At 72.7% G+C, this 14713-nt stretch carries 13 protein-coding genes, 1 other RNA gene and 1 pseudogene; 2 read left to right on the top strand and 13 right to left on the bottom strand.

What is annotated here, in order from left to right; all coding sequences use genetic code 11:
- Together ABEB07_RS21380 and ABEB07_RS21375 are read right to left on the bottom strand one after the other, a co-directional pair.
- Positions 1–664: pseudogene (locus tag ABEB07_RS21380) on the bottom strand (hypothetical protein); the annotation flags it as partial.
- Positions 665–814: 150 nt separating this feature from the next.
- Positions 815–1783, bottom strand: a complete 969-nt coding sequence (locus ABEB07_RS21375; RefSeq protein ID WP_345669842.1) for a LysR family transcriptional regulator — start codon at positions 1781–1783, stop codon at positions 815–817.
- An 83-nt stretch (positions 1784–1866) separates the two neighbouring features.
- Here ABEB07_RS21375 and ABEB07_RS21370 point away from each other — a divergent pair, with 83 nt between their 5' ends.
- Entirely contained in the window at positions 1867–3177 is a 1311-nt protein-coding gene (locus ABEB07_RS21370; RefSeq protein WP_345669841.1) for an MFS transporter, read from the top strand.
- Between the two features lie 25 nt (positions 3178–3202).
- Here the strand turns inward: ABEB07_RS21370 and ABEB07_RS21365 are convergent, their stop codons facing one another.
- The 7 genes from ABEB07_RS21365 to ftsE form a co-directional block, all read right to left on the bottom strand.
- Complete coding sequence (locus tag ABEB07_RS21365; protein WP_345669839.1) at positions 3203–3529, bottom strand: hypothetical protein; 327 nt, start codon at positions 3527–3529, stop codon at positions 3203–3205.
- Positions 3526–3834, bottom strand: coding sequence for a hypothetical protein (locus ABEB07_RS21360; protein WP_345669838.1), 309 nt, complete (start codon positions 3832–3834; stop codon positions 3526–3528). Before ABEB07_RS21360 ends, ABEB07_RS21365 begins: the two co-directional genes overlap by 4 nt.
- Positions 3835–4021: 187 nt before the next feature.
- Positions 4022–4422, bottom strand: a transfer-messenger RNA (tmRNA) gene (gene ssrA / locus ABEB07_RS21355).
- Positions 4423–4577: 155 nt separating this feature from the next.
- A complete protein-coding gene (gene smpB / locus ABEB07_RS21350) occupies positions 4578–5057 on the bottom strand; it encodes an SsrA-binding protein SmpB (RefSeq protein ID WP_164582351.1) in 480 nt (159 codons plus the stop codon).
- A gap of 76 nt (positions 5058–5133) precedes the next feature.
- Complete coding sequence (locus tag ABEB07_RS21345; RefSeq protein WP_345669836.1) at positions 5134–6315, bottom strand: S41 family peptidase; 1182 nt, start codon at positions 6313–6315, stop codon at positions 5134–5136.
- Between the two features lie 69 nt (positions 6316–6384).
- Positions 6385–7302, bottom strand: a complete 918-nt coding sequence (gene ftsX / locus ABEB07_RS21340; protein ID WP_164583745.1) for a permease-like cell division protein FtsX — start codon at positions 7300–7302, stop codon at positions 6385–6387.
- Between the two features lie 32 nt (positions 7303–7334).
- Positions 7335–8024: a cell division ATP-binding protein FtsE gene (gene ftsE / locus ABEB07_RS21335; RefSeq protein ID WP_176149204.1), complete on the bottom strand. Its 690-nt coding sequence runs from the start codon at positions 8022–8024 to the stop codon at positions 7335–7337.
- Between the two features lie 280 nt (positions 8025–8304).
- On the opposite strand from ftsE, the gene ABEB07_RS21330 reads away from it, so the two are divergent.
- The gene (locus ABEB07_RS21330; protein ID WP_176149205.1) at positions 8305–8502 is read left to right on the top strand and encodes a hypothetical protein; all 198 of its coding nucleotides are present in this window, start codon (positions 8305–8307) and stop codon (positions 8500–8502) included.
- 97 nt (positions 8503–8599) lie between these two features.
- Here ABEB07_RS21330 and ABEB07_RS21325 read toward each other — a convergent pair whose 3' ends face one another.
- From ABEB07_RS21325 to ABEB07_RS21310, 4 genes are all read right to left on the bottom strand, one after another.
- The gene (locus ABEB07_RS21325) at positions 8600–9523 is read right to left on the bottom strand and encodes a hypothetical protein (RefSeq protein WP_345669832.1); all 924 of its coding nucleotides are present in this window, start codon (positions 9521–9523) and stop codon (positions 8600–8602) included.
- A gap of 301 nt (positions 9524–9824) precedes the next feature.
- A complete protein-coding gene (prfB, locus tag ABEB07_RS21320; RefSeq protein WP_176149207.1) occupies positions 9825–10940 on the bottom strand; it encodes a peptide chain release factor 2 in 1116 nt (371 codons plus the stop codon).
- Between the two features lie 71 nt (positions 10941–11011).
- Positions 11012–12259, bottom strand: a complete 1248-nt coding sequence (locus ABEB07_RS21315; RefSeq protein WP_176149208.1) for a serine/threonine-protein kinase — start codon at positions 12257–12259, stop codon at positions 11012–11014.
- Positions 12260–12429: 170 nt separating this feature from the next.
- A complete protein-coding gene (locus ABEB07_RS21310; protein ID WP_345669829.1) occupies positions 12430–14148 on the bottom strand; it encodes a serine/threonine-protein kinase in 1719 nt (572 codons plus the stop codon).
- Between the last annotated feature and the right edge of the window lie 565 nt (positions 14149–14713).

Here is a 14713-nt window from a genome sequence, read left to right as displayed (position 1 = left end):
CGGTGGGCGAGGCGGCCGGCGCGGGCGTCCCGGCGCCGGTGCTCGGCCCGGCGCTGCCGGTGGCCGCGCCGGTGCCGGGCGCGGATATCCCGGACACCCCCGGCAGCCCCGGCCGGCCCGGCACGGCGACGCCGACGCCCGTGCCGGACGGCGGGGCCGACTCGGCGGGCTCGGGCGAGGTCTCGACCTTGCTCGCGGGCTTGTCGCCGCCGCCCTGGCCCGGGACCGGCAGCCAGGGTGCGTTGGAGTTGCCGGAGACGAGGGTGGCGGTGATGACGACGGCGTAGGCCCCGCACGAGAGGCCGACCGCCATGCCGATCCGGCGGAAGCGGCGGCTGCGGCGGCCCGACTCGTCCACGAAGACCGGCCCGTCGGAGCCGCCGGCCTTGCCGGCACAGCCGCGGGCGGCGTCCGGCCGGTCCGCTCCGGCCTCCGCGCGGTCGAGCCGGACGGTCAGCTCGCCCGGACCGGCGGCGTCGGGCCCCGACCGCTCCCACGGATCCTCGATCCGCGCCGCCGGTACGGCGGCGGTCTCCGGGAACCGCTGGACCGCGCCGCCGCCGGGAGCACCGGTGCCGGTCTCGAAAACGGGCGCCGTTCCGGTCGCCGAAGCGGCCGCGGGCCATTCTGGTCGGGCTTGATCCAGCCCCTTGTTCACGCGCACGTAAGTTCCCCACGGGAGTGTTGCGGGTGCGCGTACGACCCCGAGCCCTCGCCGCCGGAACAGGCCCCCACCTGCCCGAGCGCCCCCCTTGTCCCACCGGCTCGGCGGTCACGAACGTAGTGCGCGCCAAGCGGTCACCAGGCGGAAAGATCAATCATGAACGGAATTGACCGATACGTCGATGGCTGGAATCCACGCTTTTTCGGGTCGCCGCAACCAGCCCTCCGCCGCCGCCAGTTCCGCCGCCGCGCGCCGCACCGCGTCGAGCGCCGGATGGGTCAGTCCCCTGCGCCACACCAGTGACACCGGCGACAGCGGCACCGGATCGACCAGGGGCCGTACGACGGTGCGCGGCAGGGCCGGGAAGCCGACCACCGCGAGCACCGGATGCCCGGTCTTGGCCATCAGCCGCTCGAACTCCTCCGCCCCGACGGCCAGCGGCGCGGGCGGCGCCACCGCGATGCCGCGTCCGTCGAAGAGGCGGCGGGCGAGGTCGGTCCACTCGGGCGTGCGCGGGTTGCCGGCGCCCGCGTACACGGTCGCGCCGGCCAGCGCCGTGAGCGGCACCTCGGGCAGGGCGGCCAGCCGGTGGCCGGCGGGCAGCGCGATCGCCATCGGCTCGTAGCGGACGGGCTGGTGGTCGAGGGCCGCCCGCAGCGCCGGGTCCAGGCCGGCGTACCGGCCGAAGGAGGCGTCGAGCCGGCCGGCCAGCAGCTCGGTCGCCGCGCCGGTCAGGCCGCTCTCGAAGCGGGCCATGAGCTCGTGCTCGGGGGCGAGTTCGCGGGCCCGGTGCAGGACCCGGCGGCCGGTGGCCAGGCCCGGCGAGTTGAGGTCGAGGAGCAGCGGCCGGGCCTGTCCGAAGGCGGCCAGCAGTTCGTCCTGCGCGGCCAGCGCCCGGCGCGCGTACGGCAGCAGCCGCTCGCCGTCGGCGGTGAGGGCCACCTGCCGGGTGGTGCGCACGAACAGCTCGGCGCCCAGCTCCCGTTCCAGCCGCCGTACGTCCCGGCTGAGGGCCTGCTGGGCGACGTACAGCCGGACGGCGGCGCGCGTGAAGTGCAGTTCCTCGGCCACGGTGACGAAGGCCCGCAGCAGCCGCGGGTCCAGGTGCGGGACGGACATGCGCCGAACCTACAACGCGGGTGCGTCAATCGGCCTCGCACAGGTGTTGGACCCCGCGCCCCGCCCCGGACGACGGTGAACCCATGCCCCCGAGCCCCCCGGAAGCCCCTGAGGCCCCCGAAGCCCCCGCCGACCAGACCGCCCGCCCCACCGGCGGCGCCCCGGCCACCCGCCCCACCGCCGACGACCGGGCAGCCCCTCCCGCCCCCGCCGCCACCCCTTCCTACCGCCGCCTCTTCGCCCTCCCCGGCGCCCGGGCCTTCACCGTCGGGAACCTGGTCGCCCGGCTGCCGATGGGGATGTTCGGGGTGAGCGCGGTCGTCATGATCGCCGGGGCGCGCGACTCGTACGCCCTCGCCGGGGCGGTCACCGCCACCGGGCTGGCGGCGACGGCGGTGACCGCGCCGTGGATCGCCCGCCTGGTGGACCGCCACGGCCAGGCCCGCGTCGCCGTGCCGGCCACCGTCTGCGCGGTGCTGGGCAGCCTGGCCCTGGTGCTGTGCGTACGCTGCGACGCCCCCGACTGGACCCTCTTCGCCGCCTACGCCGCCACCGCGACCACCCCCAACACTGGCGGCATGTCCCGCGCCCGCTGGTCCCACCTGCTCCGCTTGGACCCCGCCGCCCTGCACACCGCGAACTCCTTCGAGCAGGCCGCCGACGAACTGTGCTTCATGCTGGGTCCGGTCCTCGCGGCCTTCCTCACCGGCACGTTCTTCCCGGAGGCCGGAACGCTGACCGGCGCGGTGCTGCTGCTCACCGGCGTCCTGCTGTTCGCCGCCCAGCGCGCGACCGAGCCGCCGCCGCGCCCCCGGGGCCGGGCGAAGGCGCCGCTGCGCGCTCCCGGGATACCCGCGCAGCTGGCCGTGTGCGTCGCCATGGGGGCGGTGTTCGGCTCGCTGGAGGTGGTGACGGTGGCGTTCGCGGACGCGCACGGGCACCGGTCGGCGGCGGGCGTGGCGCTCGGCCTCCAGGCGGCCGGATCGTGCGCGGCGGGGCTGGTGTACGGGGCGCTGCGGCCCGGCGGCCCGGCCGAGCGGCGGCTGCCGTGGTGCGTGGCGGCGATGACGGCGCTGATGACCCTGCCGCTGCTGGCCGCCGCCCTGACCGGCTCGCTGCCGGTGCTGGCCGGGGCGCTGCTGGTGGCGGGCACGGCGACCGCGCCGACCATGATCACCAACATGACCCTGGTCCAGCGGCGCACCCCGGAGGGCCGCCTCAACGAGGGCATGACCCTGGCGGTGACGGGCCTCCTGGCCGGCATCGCCTGCGGCAGCGCGACCGGCGGCTGGACCGTGCAACACCTGACCCCGACCACCGGCTACGCCGTCCCGGCGACAGCGGCGGCCACGGCCCTCCTCCTGTCACTGGCGGGACGGCGCAGACGTGCCTGACGGCGCCTTCGGCCCCCCCGGGCCGCTACTGCCAGAAGATCTCTTCCACGACGATCTGGGGATCCTCGACGCGCTGGACGAAGGTGTAGCGCAGCCACCCGTGCCCATGGTCGAAATACAGGACGCGGGGCCCCTTCGGCGCGCTCGACCTGGCGGGTTCGACGCTCATACCCGCGGGCAGACGAGCGTCCGCGTCGATGCCCCGGAAGTACGGGTCTCTCGCCGTGACCAGTTCGGCGCGTGCCGAGTCGATCACTTTGCGCACATGCTCGGGAAGTTCGTCGCGGGCGGCCTGCGCCTTGAACGTCCAGTCCATCTGCCAGGGCGGCCCCATGAATCCGCCGCTCGTCACCGCCCCGGCTCCGTCCGGGCCGCCAGGTGCCGGATGTTGGAGGCTTCCTCCAGGAGTGCTTGGGCCTCGGCGGCCTCGGTGCACTCGTAGGCGGCCCGATGTTCGAGATCGGTGACGTGTGCGTCGAGTTCTGGATCACGGGCGATGGCGTACTCGCCCCACCAGCGGGCCATGAAGGCCGGGACGGTGCTGACGTCGTACGCGTCCGCGACGTAGCGCTTCCAGTGGGCGTCGAAGTCCCGCAGCAGCTGAGGGGCATGCTGCGCGATGGCGGCTCGCAGGGCTTTGGGGTTCCGGTCCGGCATGGGCGGGACCCCTGGAGCGTGCGAGGCGGCTGTCGTCATCGGTCCTCCGGAGCAGCGCTGGAGCATGCGGACGCTCCGTTCACCGTACCGCCTGCCGCTCGCTGCGTACGACCGTCGGTGCGTACGACAAAGGCCCCGCCGCTCGGAAGCGGTGGGGCCTTTGTTCACATGGGGTACCCGAACGGGTGAGTGGAGATGGCGGGAATCGAACCCGCGTCCAACGGTGCGGAATCAGGGCTTCTCCGTGTGCAGTCCGCTTCGTTTTTCTCGGCCCCGGAGATCACGCGGACAAGTCTCCGACGGGCTCAGTCACTGTTTGGTTTCCCTCTTCACCCCGTGACCGGGATCAAGGTTTAGTCCCCTAGTCGATGCCAGGATCCGGGTCGGGAACAGCCCCGGGCTGACACTCCCTATATAGGAGGCTCGCGATCGCTACCTGAGATCAGGCAGCGAGGGCGAAGGCCTGCTGGGAGGAATCGCGCTTGGTGTTGGCGATTATTTTTTTCGGCCTGTGGTTTACGAGATCATGGCCGCTTCCTCGACACGCTTCCCCTGCTTCGACAGCCGCTGTCGAAACCGATCATCCCCATGTTGTTTTTTCAAAGCCCTCCGAGGAGGGCCCCTCCGGAGAGGGGGCTCGCACCGGCTGTGCGGTGCTCGTGCCATCGTACGTGACCAACGCGGGTCCTTGCCAGCTTATTCCCGGCGGCCCGCCCGCGGCGGAGCCACGCCCCGCGGCGGCCTTACGCCCGCTGCTGGCGCCGCACCGCCGACACCGCCCGCTCGGTCTCGCGACGGTCCTGCTTCTCGCGCAGGGTCTGCCGCTTGTCGTACTCCTTCTTGCCCTTCGCCAGCGCGATCTCGACCTTCGCCCGGCCGTCCTTGAAGTACAGGGCGAGCGGGATGATCGTGTGCCCCGTCTCCTGGGACTTGGTCTCCAGCTTGTCGATCTCCAGCCGGTGCAGCAGCAGCTTCCGCTTGCGGCGCGCGCTGTGGTTGGTCCAGGTGCCCTGGCTGTACTCGGGCACGTGCACGTTGTGCAGCCACGCCTCGTGGCCGTCCAGCTGCACGAAGCCGTCCACCAGCGACGCCCGCCCCTGGCGCAGCGACTTCACCTCGGTGCCGGTGAGGACCAGTCCGGCCTCGTAGGTGTCGAGGATGAGGTAGTCGTGCCGCGCCTTCTTGTTCTGCGCGATCAGCTTGCGCCCTTTTTCCTTAGCCATAGTGCCGCCCATTTTTGCACTACGGGGCGGGTGCGCGAAAAGGGTATTCGGCGCGGGGTCCGGCGGGCCGGCGCGGCTACGACGGGTCGCCGAGGCCGGTGAGGACCGTCTCGGCCCGTTTTACCGCGTCGCCGCCCGCGGGCAGGTCCGGGGTGATGCCCCGGCCGTCCACGGCGCGCCCCGCGGGCGTGCGGTAGTGGCCCACGGTCAGCTCGGCGACGGACCCGTCGGGCAGCCGGCTCGGCATCTGCACCGAGCCCTTGCCGAAGGTGCGCGAGCCCACGACGACGGCCCGGCCGCGGTCCTGGAGGGCCCCGGTGAGCAGTTCGGCGGCGCTCATCGTGCCGCCGTCGACGAGCGTGACCAGCGGCTGGGCGGTGTCGCCGCCGGGCTCGGCGTGCAGGGCGCGCTGCCCGCCGTCGACGTCGTAGGTGGCGACGAGACCGCCGTCGAGGAAGGCGGAGGCGGTGGAGACGGCCTCGGTGACCAGACCGCCGGAGTTGCCGCGCAGGTCCAGGATGACGCCGCGGCCGGCCGAGGAGCCGTGCACGGCGGCGCGGACCCGGTCGCCGACGCCCTTGGTGAAGGCGGAGATCCTGATCACGGTCACCCCGCCGGCGAGCCGCCGCACGGTGACCGAGTCGGTGGACAGGCGGGCCCGGCGCAGGGTACGGGTCCACTGCCGGTCGCCGCGCTCCAGGCCGAGGGTGACGGGCGTGCCGGCGGGCGCGTCGTCGGCGTCGCCGCGCAGCAGTGCGACGACCTCGGTGACAGGCCGGCCGTCCGTCCGCTCGCCGTCCACGCTGCGCAGCCGGTCCCCCTCGCGGATCCCGGCGTCGGCGGCGGGCGAGCCGGTCCGCACCTTGGTGACGTCGATCCGGCCGTCCCGCTCGCGCCGCGCCCACAGGCCGACGCCGGTGTACTGGCCGTCCAGCGCCTCCTGGAACTCCTGGTAGTCGCCCGGGGAGTAGACGGCGCCCCAGCGGTCTCCGCTGCGGCTGACGGCCCGTTCGGCGGCCTCCATGGGGGACTTGCCGGCGGCCAGCGCCTCGGCGGCGGCCCGCGTCACCTGTTCGTGGGCGGCGGCGGGGGCCGAACGGACCGTGTGCGCGGGTGACTTGCGCTCGCCGGGGCCGGACCGCGCGCCGGGCAGCGACCCGGTCGCCGCGCCGGCCACCAGCACTCCGGCGAAGACCAGGGTCAGGGTCGCCCCGGCGCGGGGGCGGCGGGGCGGACAGAACAGGTCACGGCCGGGCATGCCGGTGAGTCTAGGACAACGCCCCGGGGCCGCAGGCCGGGTTGACCCGTACGGCCCCGTTGGCATCCGTCACACCTTCAGGTACTTGCGCAGGGCGAGCAGACCGGCAAGCGCCGGGATCAGGAAGCTCACCGCGAGGATGAGCGGGATCTTGGTGACGACGGCGTCCCAGCCCACGAAGTTGATGAGCGGCAGCTTCGTCGACAGCGAGACGCCGTGGTCGATCACGAAGTACTGCACGACCACCAGGAAGGAGGAGGCGAGTATGCCGCCGATGAGCCCGGCGACGGCGGCCTCCATGATGAACGGCGCCTGGATGTAGAAGCCGGAGGCGCCCACCAGGCGCATGATGCCCGTCTCCCGGCGCCGGCTGAACGCCGAGACGCGCACGGTGTTGACGATCAGCAGCATCGCCACCGTCAGCATCACCGCCATCACGCCCCGTGCGGCCAGGTTCAGATAGCCGAGCAGCGTGAAGAGGTTGTCCAGGATGCTCTTCTGGTCCTGCACGGACTGCACCCCGTCGCGCCCGTTGAAGGCGCTGGCGATGACCTGGTACTGCTCCGGGTTCTTCAGCTTGATCCGGTACGACTCCTGCATCTGGTCCGGCGTGATGGAGGCGGCCAGCGGGGAGTTGCCGAACTGCTCCTTGTAGTGCTTGTACGCCTGGTCCTGGGACTCGTAGGTGACCTTGTCCACCACCGTCATCTTCTGGAGGTCCGCGAGGATCGACTTCTTCTGGTCCTCGGTGACCGCGCCCTTGGCGCAGTTGGGGTCGGACTCCGCGTTGCTCTTGTTGCAGAGGTAGATGGAGACGTTGATCTTGTCGTACCAGTAGCCCTTCATCTTGCCGACCTGGTCGCTCAGCAGGAGCGAACCGCCGAACAGGGCGAGCGACAGGGCGACGGAGACGATGACGGCGAACGTCATCGTCAGGTTGCGGCGGAGACCGACACCGATCTCCGACAGGACGAACTGGGCGCGCATGGCGTCTGGTCAAGCCTTTCCGAGTGGACTCTTCAGTGCTGGTAGCCGTAGACGCCGCGCGCCTGGTCGCGGACGAGGCGGCCCTGCTCCAGCTCGATGACGCGCTTGCGCATCTGGTCCACGATGTTCTGGTCGTGGGTCGCCATCACCACGGTGGTGCCCGTCCGGTTGATCCGGTCGAGCAGCTTCATGATGCCGACGGAGGTCTGCGGGTCGAGGTTGCCGGTGGGCTCGTCGGCGATCAGGAGCTTGGGCCGGTTGACGAACGCCCGGGCGATGGCGACGCGTTGCTGCTCACCGCCGGACAGCTCGCCCGGCATCCGCTCCTCCTTGCCGCCGAGCCCGACCAGGTCGAGCACCTGCGGCACGGACTTGCGGATCTCGCCCTGCGACTTGCCGATGACCTCCTGCGCGAAGGCGACGTTCTCCGCCACCGTCTTGTTGGGCAGCAGGCGGAAGTCCTGGAACACCGTGCCCAGCTGGCGGCGCATCTGCGGCACCTTCCAGTTGGACAGGCGCGCGAGGTCCTTGCCCAGGACGTGCACCTGGCCGTGGCTGCACCGCTCCTCGCGGAGGATGAGCCGCAGGAAGGTGGACTTTCCGGAGCCGGAGGACCCGACGAGGAACACGAACTCGCCCTTCTCGACCTCCAGGGAGACATCCCTGAGGGCGGGGCGGGTCTGCTTGGGGTAGACCTTGGAGACGTTGTCGAATCGGATCACGGATGCACCACGGGTCGCCGGGGGTAGATGAGCGTGACCATACGCGAGTCCGGTGCGCCCGCGCAGTCGCCGGTCTGGGTTGCGGGACAGTTGTACGGTTTGTCCGGGCGCACGGACGGGCACGGACGGGCATGGAGGGACCCGGACGGCGCGGGGGCGTACGGGGCTTTCGGGGACCCCGCGCTGAAAGCCGGGGAACCTGGCATGGTGGAGGAGGGAACGTTCGCGTGGCCGCGGGCGTTGTCCAGGGTGTGACCGGCGGTGCAAGGAGGGCGAGCGCATGACGTACGACCGGTTGGTGTGCGCGAACTGCGCGGCGCCCGTGAGTGAGGGCCGGTGCCCGGTGTGCCGCGCGAACCGCGAGCGGCTCCAGCAGGAGCGCGACAACTTCTTCGCGGGGCTGAACCCGATGGCGCTGATCGCGCTGCTCGCGGTGCTGATCGCCGCGGTGGCGCTGCTGGCGCACCAGACGGCTTAAACGGGGCGGCAGGACGAGCGAGGGGCCCGGAGCGGTGTGCTGCTCCGGGCCCCTCGGCGTCAGTCGCCGTACACGCCCCGTGGGGCGGGGGTCACGCTCAGGCGGCGGCGTCGCGGCCGGCCGCCAGGCGCGGCAGGAAGCGGAAGCCGATGCCGCCGGCGATCATCGTCGCCGCGCCGACCAGCAGGAACGTGGTCTCGCCCGCACCGGTCTCGGCGAGTTCCTTGCCGTTGCCGTTGCCCTGGGGCGCGGTGTTCGTGCTCTCGCCGGTGTCGGTGAGGGTCGCGGAGCCCTGCTCCTGCGGGACGGTGTTGTTGCCGCCGCCGTCGGGAGTGGTGCCGCCGGTGGTGTCGGAACCGCCGGTGCCGCTGCCACCGCCATTGCCGCCCTGGTCACCGCCGGTGCCGCTGCCACCGCCGGTGCCGTTGCCGCCGCCGGTGCCCTGATCGCCACCGTTGCCGCCCTGGTCACCGCCATTGCCGCCCTGGTCGCCACCATTGCCGCCCTGGTCACCGCCATTGCCGCCCTGGTCACCGCCATTGCCGCCCTGGTCACCGCCATTGCCGCCCTGGTCACCGCCATTGCCGCCCTGGTCACCGCCATTGCCGCCCTGGTCGCCACCATTGCCGCCCTGGTCACCGCCATTGCCGCCCTGGTCGCCACCATTGCCGCCCTGGTCACCGCCATTGCCGCCCTGGTCACCGCCATTGCCGCCCTGGTCGCCACCATTGCCGCCCTGGTCACCGCCATTGCCGCCCTGGTCACCGCCATTGCCGCCCTGGTCACCGCCATTGCCGCCCTGGTCACCACCGTTGCCGCCCTGGTCGCCACCATTGCCGCCCTGGTCACCACCGTTGCCGCCCTGGTCACCGCAGGTGGGGTCGAGCACGATGTCGCACGGCGTCGGGTCGCCCGGACCCGGGTCGGCCGAGGCGACGCCCGCGACCATCAGCGAGGCGCCCGCGGCGACGACCGCGCCCGCGGCTATGCGCGCGACACGGATCCGCGTCTTCTTTGTCATGTAGCTGCTACCCCCAGTAGCTGTTCGTCCATGAGGCCGCGCTCGGGGCAGTGATCGACGGAGGTGGCTGAACGACTGGAGCCCCCCGGTTCACATGCGCCCCGCAGATACGCATGCCGCGCTTTACCCTTCCCATATTTCAAAGCAACGTCAAGGCCGTTGCGTACGCGATGTCCCAGTACGCGCTCTTTGCCGGAGGAAGAGGGATATGAATGTGACGCGAAACCCGGACACCGGGGAACGAAAAAGGCAACCGCCGCGCTGAGCACGGCAGTTGCCTTGTCGACAAAGCGTCCTGTCTTTACTCGCTCTGCGTTTCCTGCTGCTTGCGCCAGCGAATACCGGCCTCCAGGAAACCGTCGATCTCGCCGTTGAACACGGCCTCCGGGTTGCCGACCTCGAACTCGGTCCGCAGGTCCTTCACCATCTGGTACGGGTGCAGGACGTAGGAACGCATCTGGTTGCCCCAGGAGTTGCCGCCGTCGCCCTTGAGGGCGTCCATCTTGGCCTGCTCCTCCTGGCGGCGCCGCTCCAGCAACTTGGCCTGGAGGACGTTCATCGCCGTGGCCTTGTTCTGGATCTGGGAGCGCTCGTTCTGGCAGGAGACGACGATGCCGGTGGGCAGGTGGGTGAGGCGCACCGCGGAGTCGGTGGTGTTCACGCCCTGGCCGCCGGGGCCGGAGGAACGGTAGACGTCCACCCGCAGCTCGGTCTCGTCGATCTCGACGTGGTCGGTCTGTTCGACCACGGGCAGGATCTCGACGCCCGCGAAGGAGGTCTGCCGCCGCCCCTGGTTGTCGTAGGGGGAGATGCGCACCAGGCGGTGCGTGCCCTGCTCGACGGAAAGGGTGCCGTAGGCGTAGGGCGACTGGACGGCGAAGGTGGTCGACTTGATGCCGGCCTCCTCGGCGTACGACGTCTCGTAGACCTCGGTCTTGTAGCCGCGCTGCTCGGCCCAGCGCAGGTACATCCGCTGGAGCTTCTCGGCGAAGTCGGCGGCGTCGACGCCACCGGCCTCGGCGCGGATGTTGACCAGGGCCTCACGGGCGTCGTACTCGCCGGACAGGAGGGTGCGGACCTCCATCTCGTCCAGCGCCTTCTTCACGGAGACCATCTCGGACTCGGCCTCGGCACGGGTGTCCGGGTCGTCCTCCTCCTCGGCCATCTCGAAGAGCACGGCGAGATCGTCGATCCGTCCGCGCAGCGCCTCCGCCTTCCTGACCTCGGCCTGGAGGTGGGAGAGCTTACTGGTGATCTTCTGCGCCTCGTCCGGGTTGTCCCACAGGGACGGCGCGGCCGCCTGCTCCTCGAGCACGGCGATGTCTGCCCTCAGCTTGTCGAGGTCCAGAACGGCCTCGATCGACTCCATGGTCGAGGAGAGGGACTTGAGCTCTTCGGATACGTCGACGACTGCCACGCCCTCCAGCGTAACGGCTCCGTCGGGCGGCGAGCGCCGGGCGGAGCCGGTCGGCGGGCGTCAGGGGGGCGTCAGGGGGCGTCGGGGGCGGAGTGCCGGGTGTCCGGGGCGGGCCCGGCGGGGGCGTCGTCCGAGGTGGCCCAGTAGGCGCCCGCGCCCACGGCGGCCGCCAGCAGCGCGCCGGCCACGCTCAGGGTGATCCGGCGGCGCCGGGCCGCGGTGCGGTGGCGGGCCGAGCCGGGGCGGGGGGCGCCCGGGGTGCGGGGGGCGCGGGCGGTGCCGTGCGCCGGGCCGGCCAGCTCGTCCGGCGCGGGCACCCGCATCGAGGTGTGCGTGTCCCGGTTGGAGTCCGGCTTCGCGCCGGGCACCAGCGGCACCGCTCCCCGGCGGCGCGCCCGGTCCCCGGCGGGCGCCGAGGGCTCGGCGGGCACGGCCTCGTCCCGCTCCTCCTCGGCCGGGTCCGCGCCGGGCTCGTCCACGTCCAGGGGCGGCATCCCGGCGAGCAGCGGCAGCAGCTCGCGCAGCCGGGCGGCCAGCTCGGAGGCGCGCAGCCGGGACGCCGGGCCCTTGGCCAGGCACTGCACGAGCAGCTGCCACAGCTCGTCGGGGATGCCGGGCAGCGGCACCACGGTCTCGGTGACGTGGCGGCGCAGCACCGCGCCCGGGTGACCGCCGCCGAACGGGGTGAAGCCGGCCAGCAGCTCGTACAGGACGGTGGCGAGGGCGTAGATGTCCACCGCGGCGCGCGGGGGCAGCCCCTCCACGATCTCCGGGGCGAGGTAGTCGGGGGTGCCGATGATCTTCGTGGCGCGGGTGCGCTTGGGCGAGTCGATGAGTTTCGCCACACCGAAGTCGGTGAGCAGCGCGGGGTGGGCGCCGCCGGGGCCGAGCGGGCCCTGCATGTCCAGCAGGATGTTCTCCGGCTTGACGTCGCGGTGCACGACGCCGGCCGCGTGGGCGGCGGCGAGTCCGTCGGCCACGTCGGCCGTGATCGCCACCGCCGCCTCGGGCGAGAGCCGCCGCTCGCGTTCCAGCCGGGTGCGCAGGTCGGTGCCGCGGACCAGGTCCATGACGAGGGCGAGGTCGTTGCCGTCGACCACCAGGTCGCGCACGGAGACGACGTTCGGGTGCTCCAGGCCCAGCAGGGCGGTGCGCTCCTGCACGAAGCGGCCCACGAGTTCCTGGTCGGAGGCCAGGTCCTCGCGCAGCAGCTTGATGGCGACGGGCCCGTCGGGGCCCTCCCCGAGCCACACCGTGCCGGCGCTGCCCCGGCCCAGGATCTGGTTCGCGGTGTACCGGCTGCCGATCTTCCGTGCCAAGACTGCTCCTACAGACGCGTGTTGCGGCTGAGGCTACGCGTCCGAACGGTCGACCTTCACCGCGGAGGCCGAAATCACCCGCCGGATGTCGACAAATCTCCTGACTCACGGTGCGCGGGGCGCATGGGGACGGCGACGTCCGGCGGAGGGCGGGCTGTGGGCGGTGTGCCTCAGCTGCCGCCCAGGTTCCTGACCCAGTCGGTGGCCTGGCCGAACCAGTGGGTCAGTTCGGACCAGTAGCCGCGGCCGGTGCCGATCCAGCCCTGCAAGGGGCTCAGCTCCCAGATCAGCCAGCCCGCGACGAACAGGATGAGGATCGTGAACAGGCAGCCCTTCAGGCAGCCGAGTCCGGGGATCTTCATCGGGTTGGCGCCGCGCTGCCGCGGCGGCCGCGGCTCGCGCGCGGGCCGCTGGGGCTCGGGGGCGGGCGCCGGGGCGTACCGCTGGGGCTGCGCTTGCGGCTGCGGCTGCGGGGTCTGGCGGCGCGGCGGGGCCGGGGCGTACTGCTGCGGCTGCTGCTGCTGGTACTGCTGCTGCTGACCGTAGCCGTAACCGGGCTGCTGTTGCTGCGGGCGCTGCTGAGGCTGTTGCGGGCGGGCGACCTGCCGCTGCGGGCGGCGGCGCAGCGGGTCCTCGCCCGGGTCGAGGTACTGGGTCTGCTCGTTGCGGTCGCGGGCCGCGCGCAGCTGGGACTGCCAGGGGTGCGGCTGGTCGGGCTGCCGGCCCTGCTGCCCGGGGTGGCCCTGCTGGCCGGGGTGGCCCTGCTGGCCGGGCGGCTGCATCAGGCGCGTCGGGTCGGGCGCGCCGGTGTGCGGCAGGACGCTGGTCGGGTCGGCGGCGCCGGCCGGGGTGCCGGTGTGCGGCAGGACGCTGGTCGCGCCGTTCGGGTCGTACCCCGGTGCGCCCTGCCCGTGCGGCAGCACCTGGGTGGGGTCGGCGGCGCCGGGCGCGCCGTCCGGCGCGGGCACGAAGGCCGGGTCCGGGTCGGGGGCGAGCAGCGCGCCGACGCCCTCGGCGGCGGCGATCTGCGCGGAGTTCGCGTGCACGCCGACGCCCTCGGCGACGACGCGCAGGGCGCGGGCCAGGTTCTCGGCGCCGGGCCGCTCCTCGGGGCTCTTGCGCAGACAGCGCTCCATCACCGTCCACAGCGGTTCGGGAACGGTGGAGGGGCGGCGCGGTTCGGCGCTCAGGTGCTGGTGCAGCACCTCCAGGGCGGAGCCGCCGGCGAACGGCGGCCGGCCGGTGACCAGCTCGTACAGCAGGATGCCGGCGCCGTAGATGTCCACGGCGGACGTCTGCGGGCGGCCCTCGGCCGACTCGGGCGCGACGTAGGCGGGGGTGCCGACGAACTCGTGGGTGCGGGTGAGGCCGGGCGAGTCGGCGAGGCGGGCGATGCCGAAGTCGGTCAGCATCGGGTGCAGCTGCCCGCCGTCCTGCTTCAGCAGCACGTTGGCCGGTTTCAGATCCCGGTGGACCACCCCGTCGGCGTGGCTGGCGGCCAGCGCGTCGCAGATCTGGGCGGTGAGCAGGGCGGCGGCGACCGGGGTGAAGGGGCCGTTCTCGCGCAGGTGGCGGTGGAGGTCGGGGCCGTCGACGAGGTCCATGACCAGCGCCAGCAGATCGCCCTCGACCACCAGGTCGCGGACCCGGACGATGTTGGGATGGGTGAGCCGGAGCAGCACGGAGCGCTCCCGCAGGAACCGCATCACGACATCGGCGTCGTTCGCCAGCTCCTCCTTGAGGACCTTGATGGCGACGGTCTCGCCGGGCTGGCCGGCCACGGCCGCCTCGGCGCCCGCGGTCTCCCGCTGGCGGGCTCGCCAGACGGTGCCCGTGGCGCCGCGCCCGAGCGGCTCCTCGAGCAGGTACTTACTGCCTACCGGCCGCACGTCATGTGCTCCCTGCTGCTTGCTTGCCTGTCCCCCGCACCCGGGCGGGGCCCCGCGGGTTTCCGCCCCACTGTAGTGCCGCTCCTCGTGCGGGCTCAGGCTCTTGTGGACGACGTACGCGGGGGACGCCGGACATGTTCGAAGGAAAGACGCCGGACTCGGGGCCGTTGGTTGCCCGCACGCGGACGGGAGCGATCTCAAGGCGGTATCAAGCAGACATTCGCCGGGCACGGGTCAGGCACTTTTGGGGTCAGAGCCGACCAATCAAGATCACTTGGCGCCGGGCGGCGGGCGCGGTGTCAGTGGCAGGTGCGAGGATGCTGCCAGTTACTGACCGACGTGCTCGCGCGGCGGCGGGGGGTGGCCCGCGGTGGGGGACCGCGGGGCGGTTTCGCCCTCCCCGTCTCCCGGGCGCCCGTGCAGAAGGGACCGCTGACGGCGATGCAGATCCGGCTGACCGTCGTAGACCCGCTGGGCCCGCCCACGGCCCTGGGCCGCGCCGCGAGCTGCGACGTCCTGGTCACGGCCCCGGCGGGCACGGCCCTGGCCGCGGTGGCCTCGGCGC

The sequence above is a fragment of the Streptomyces similanensis genome, assembly GCF_039543625.1.
Lineage (GTDB): Bacteria > Actinomycetota > Actinomycetes > Streptomycetales > Streptomycetaceae > Streptomyces > Streptomyces similanensis.
The sequence above is the reverse complement of the archived record's forward strand: the minus strand, read 5'-3'. Positions and strand labels throughout refer to the sequence as shown.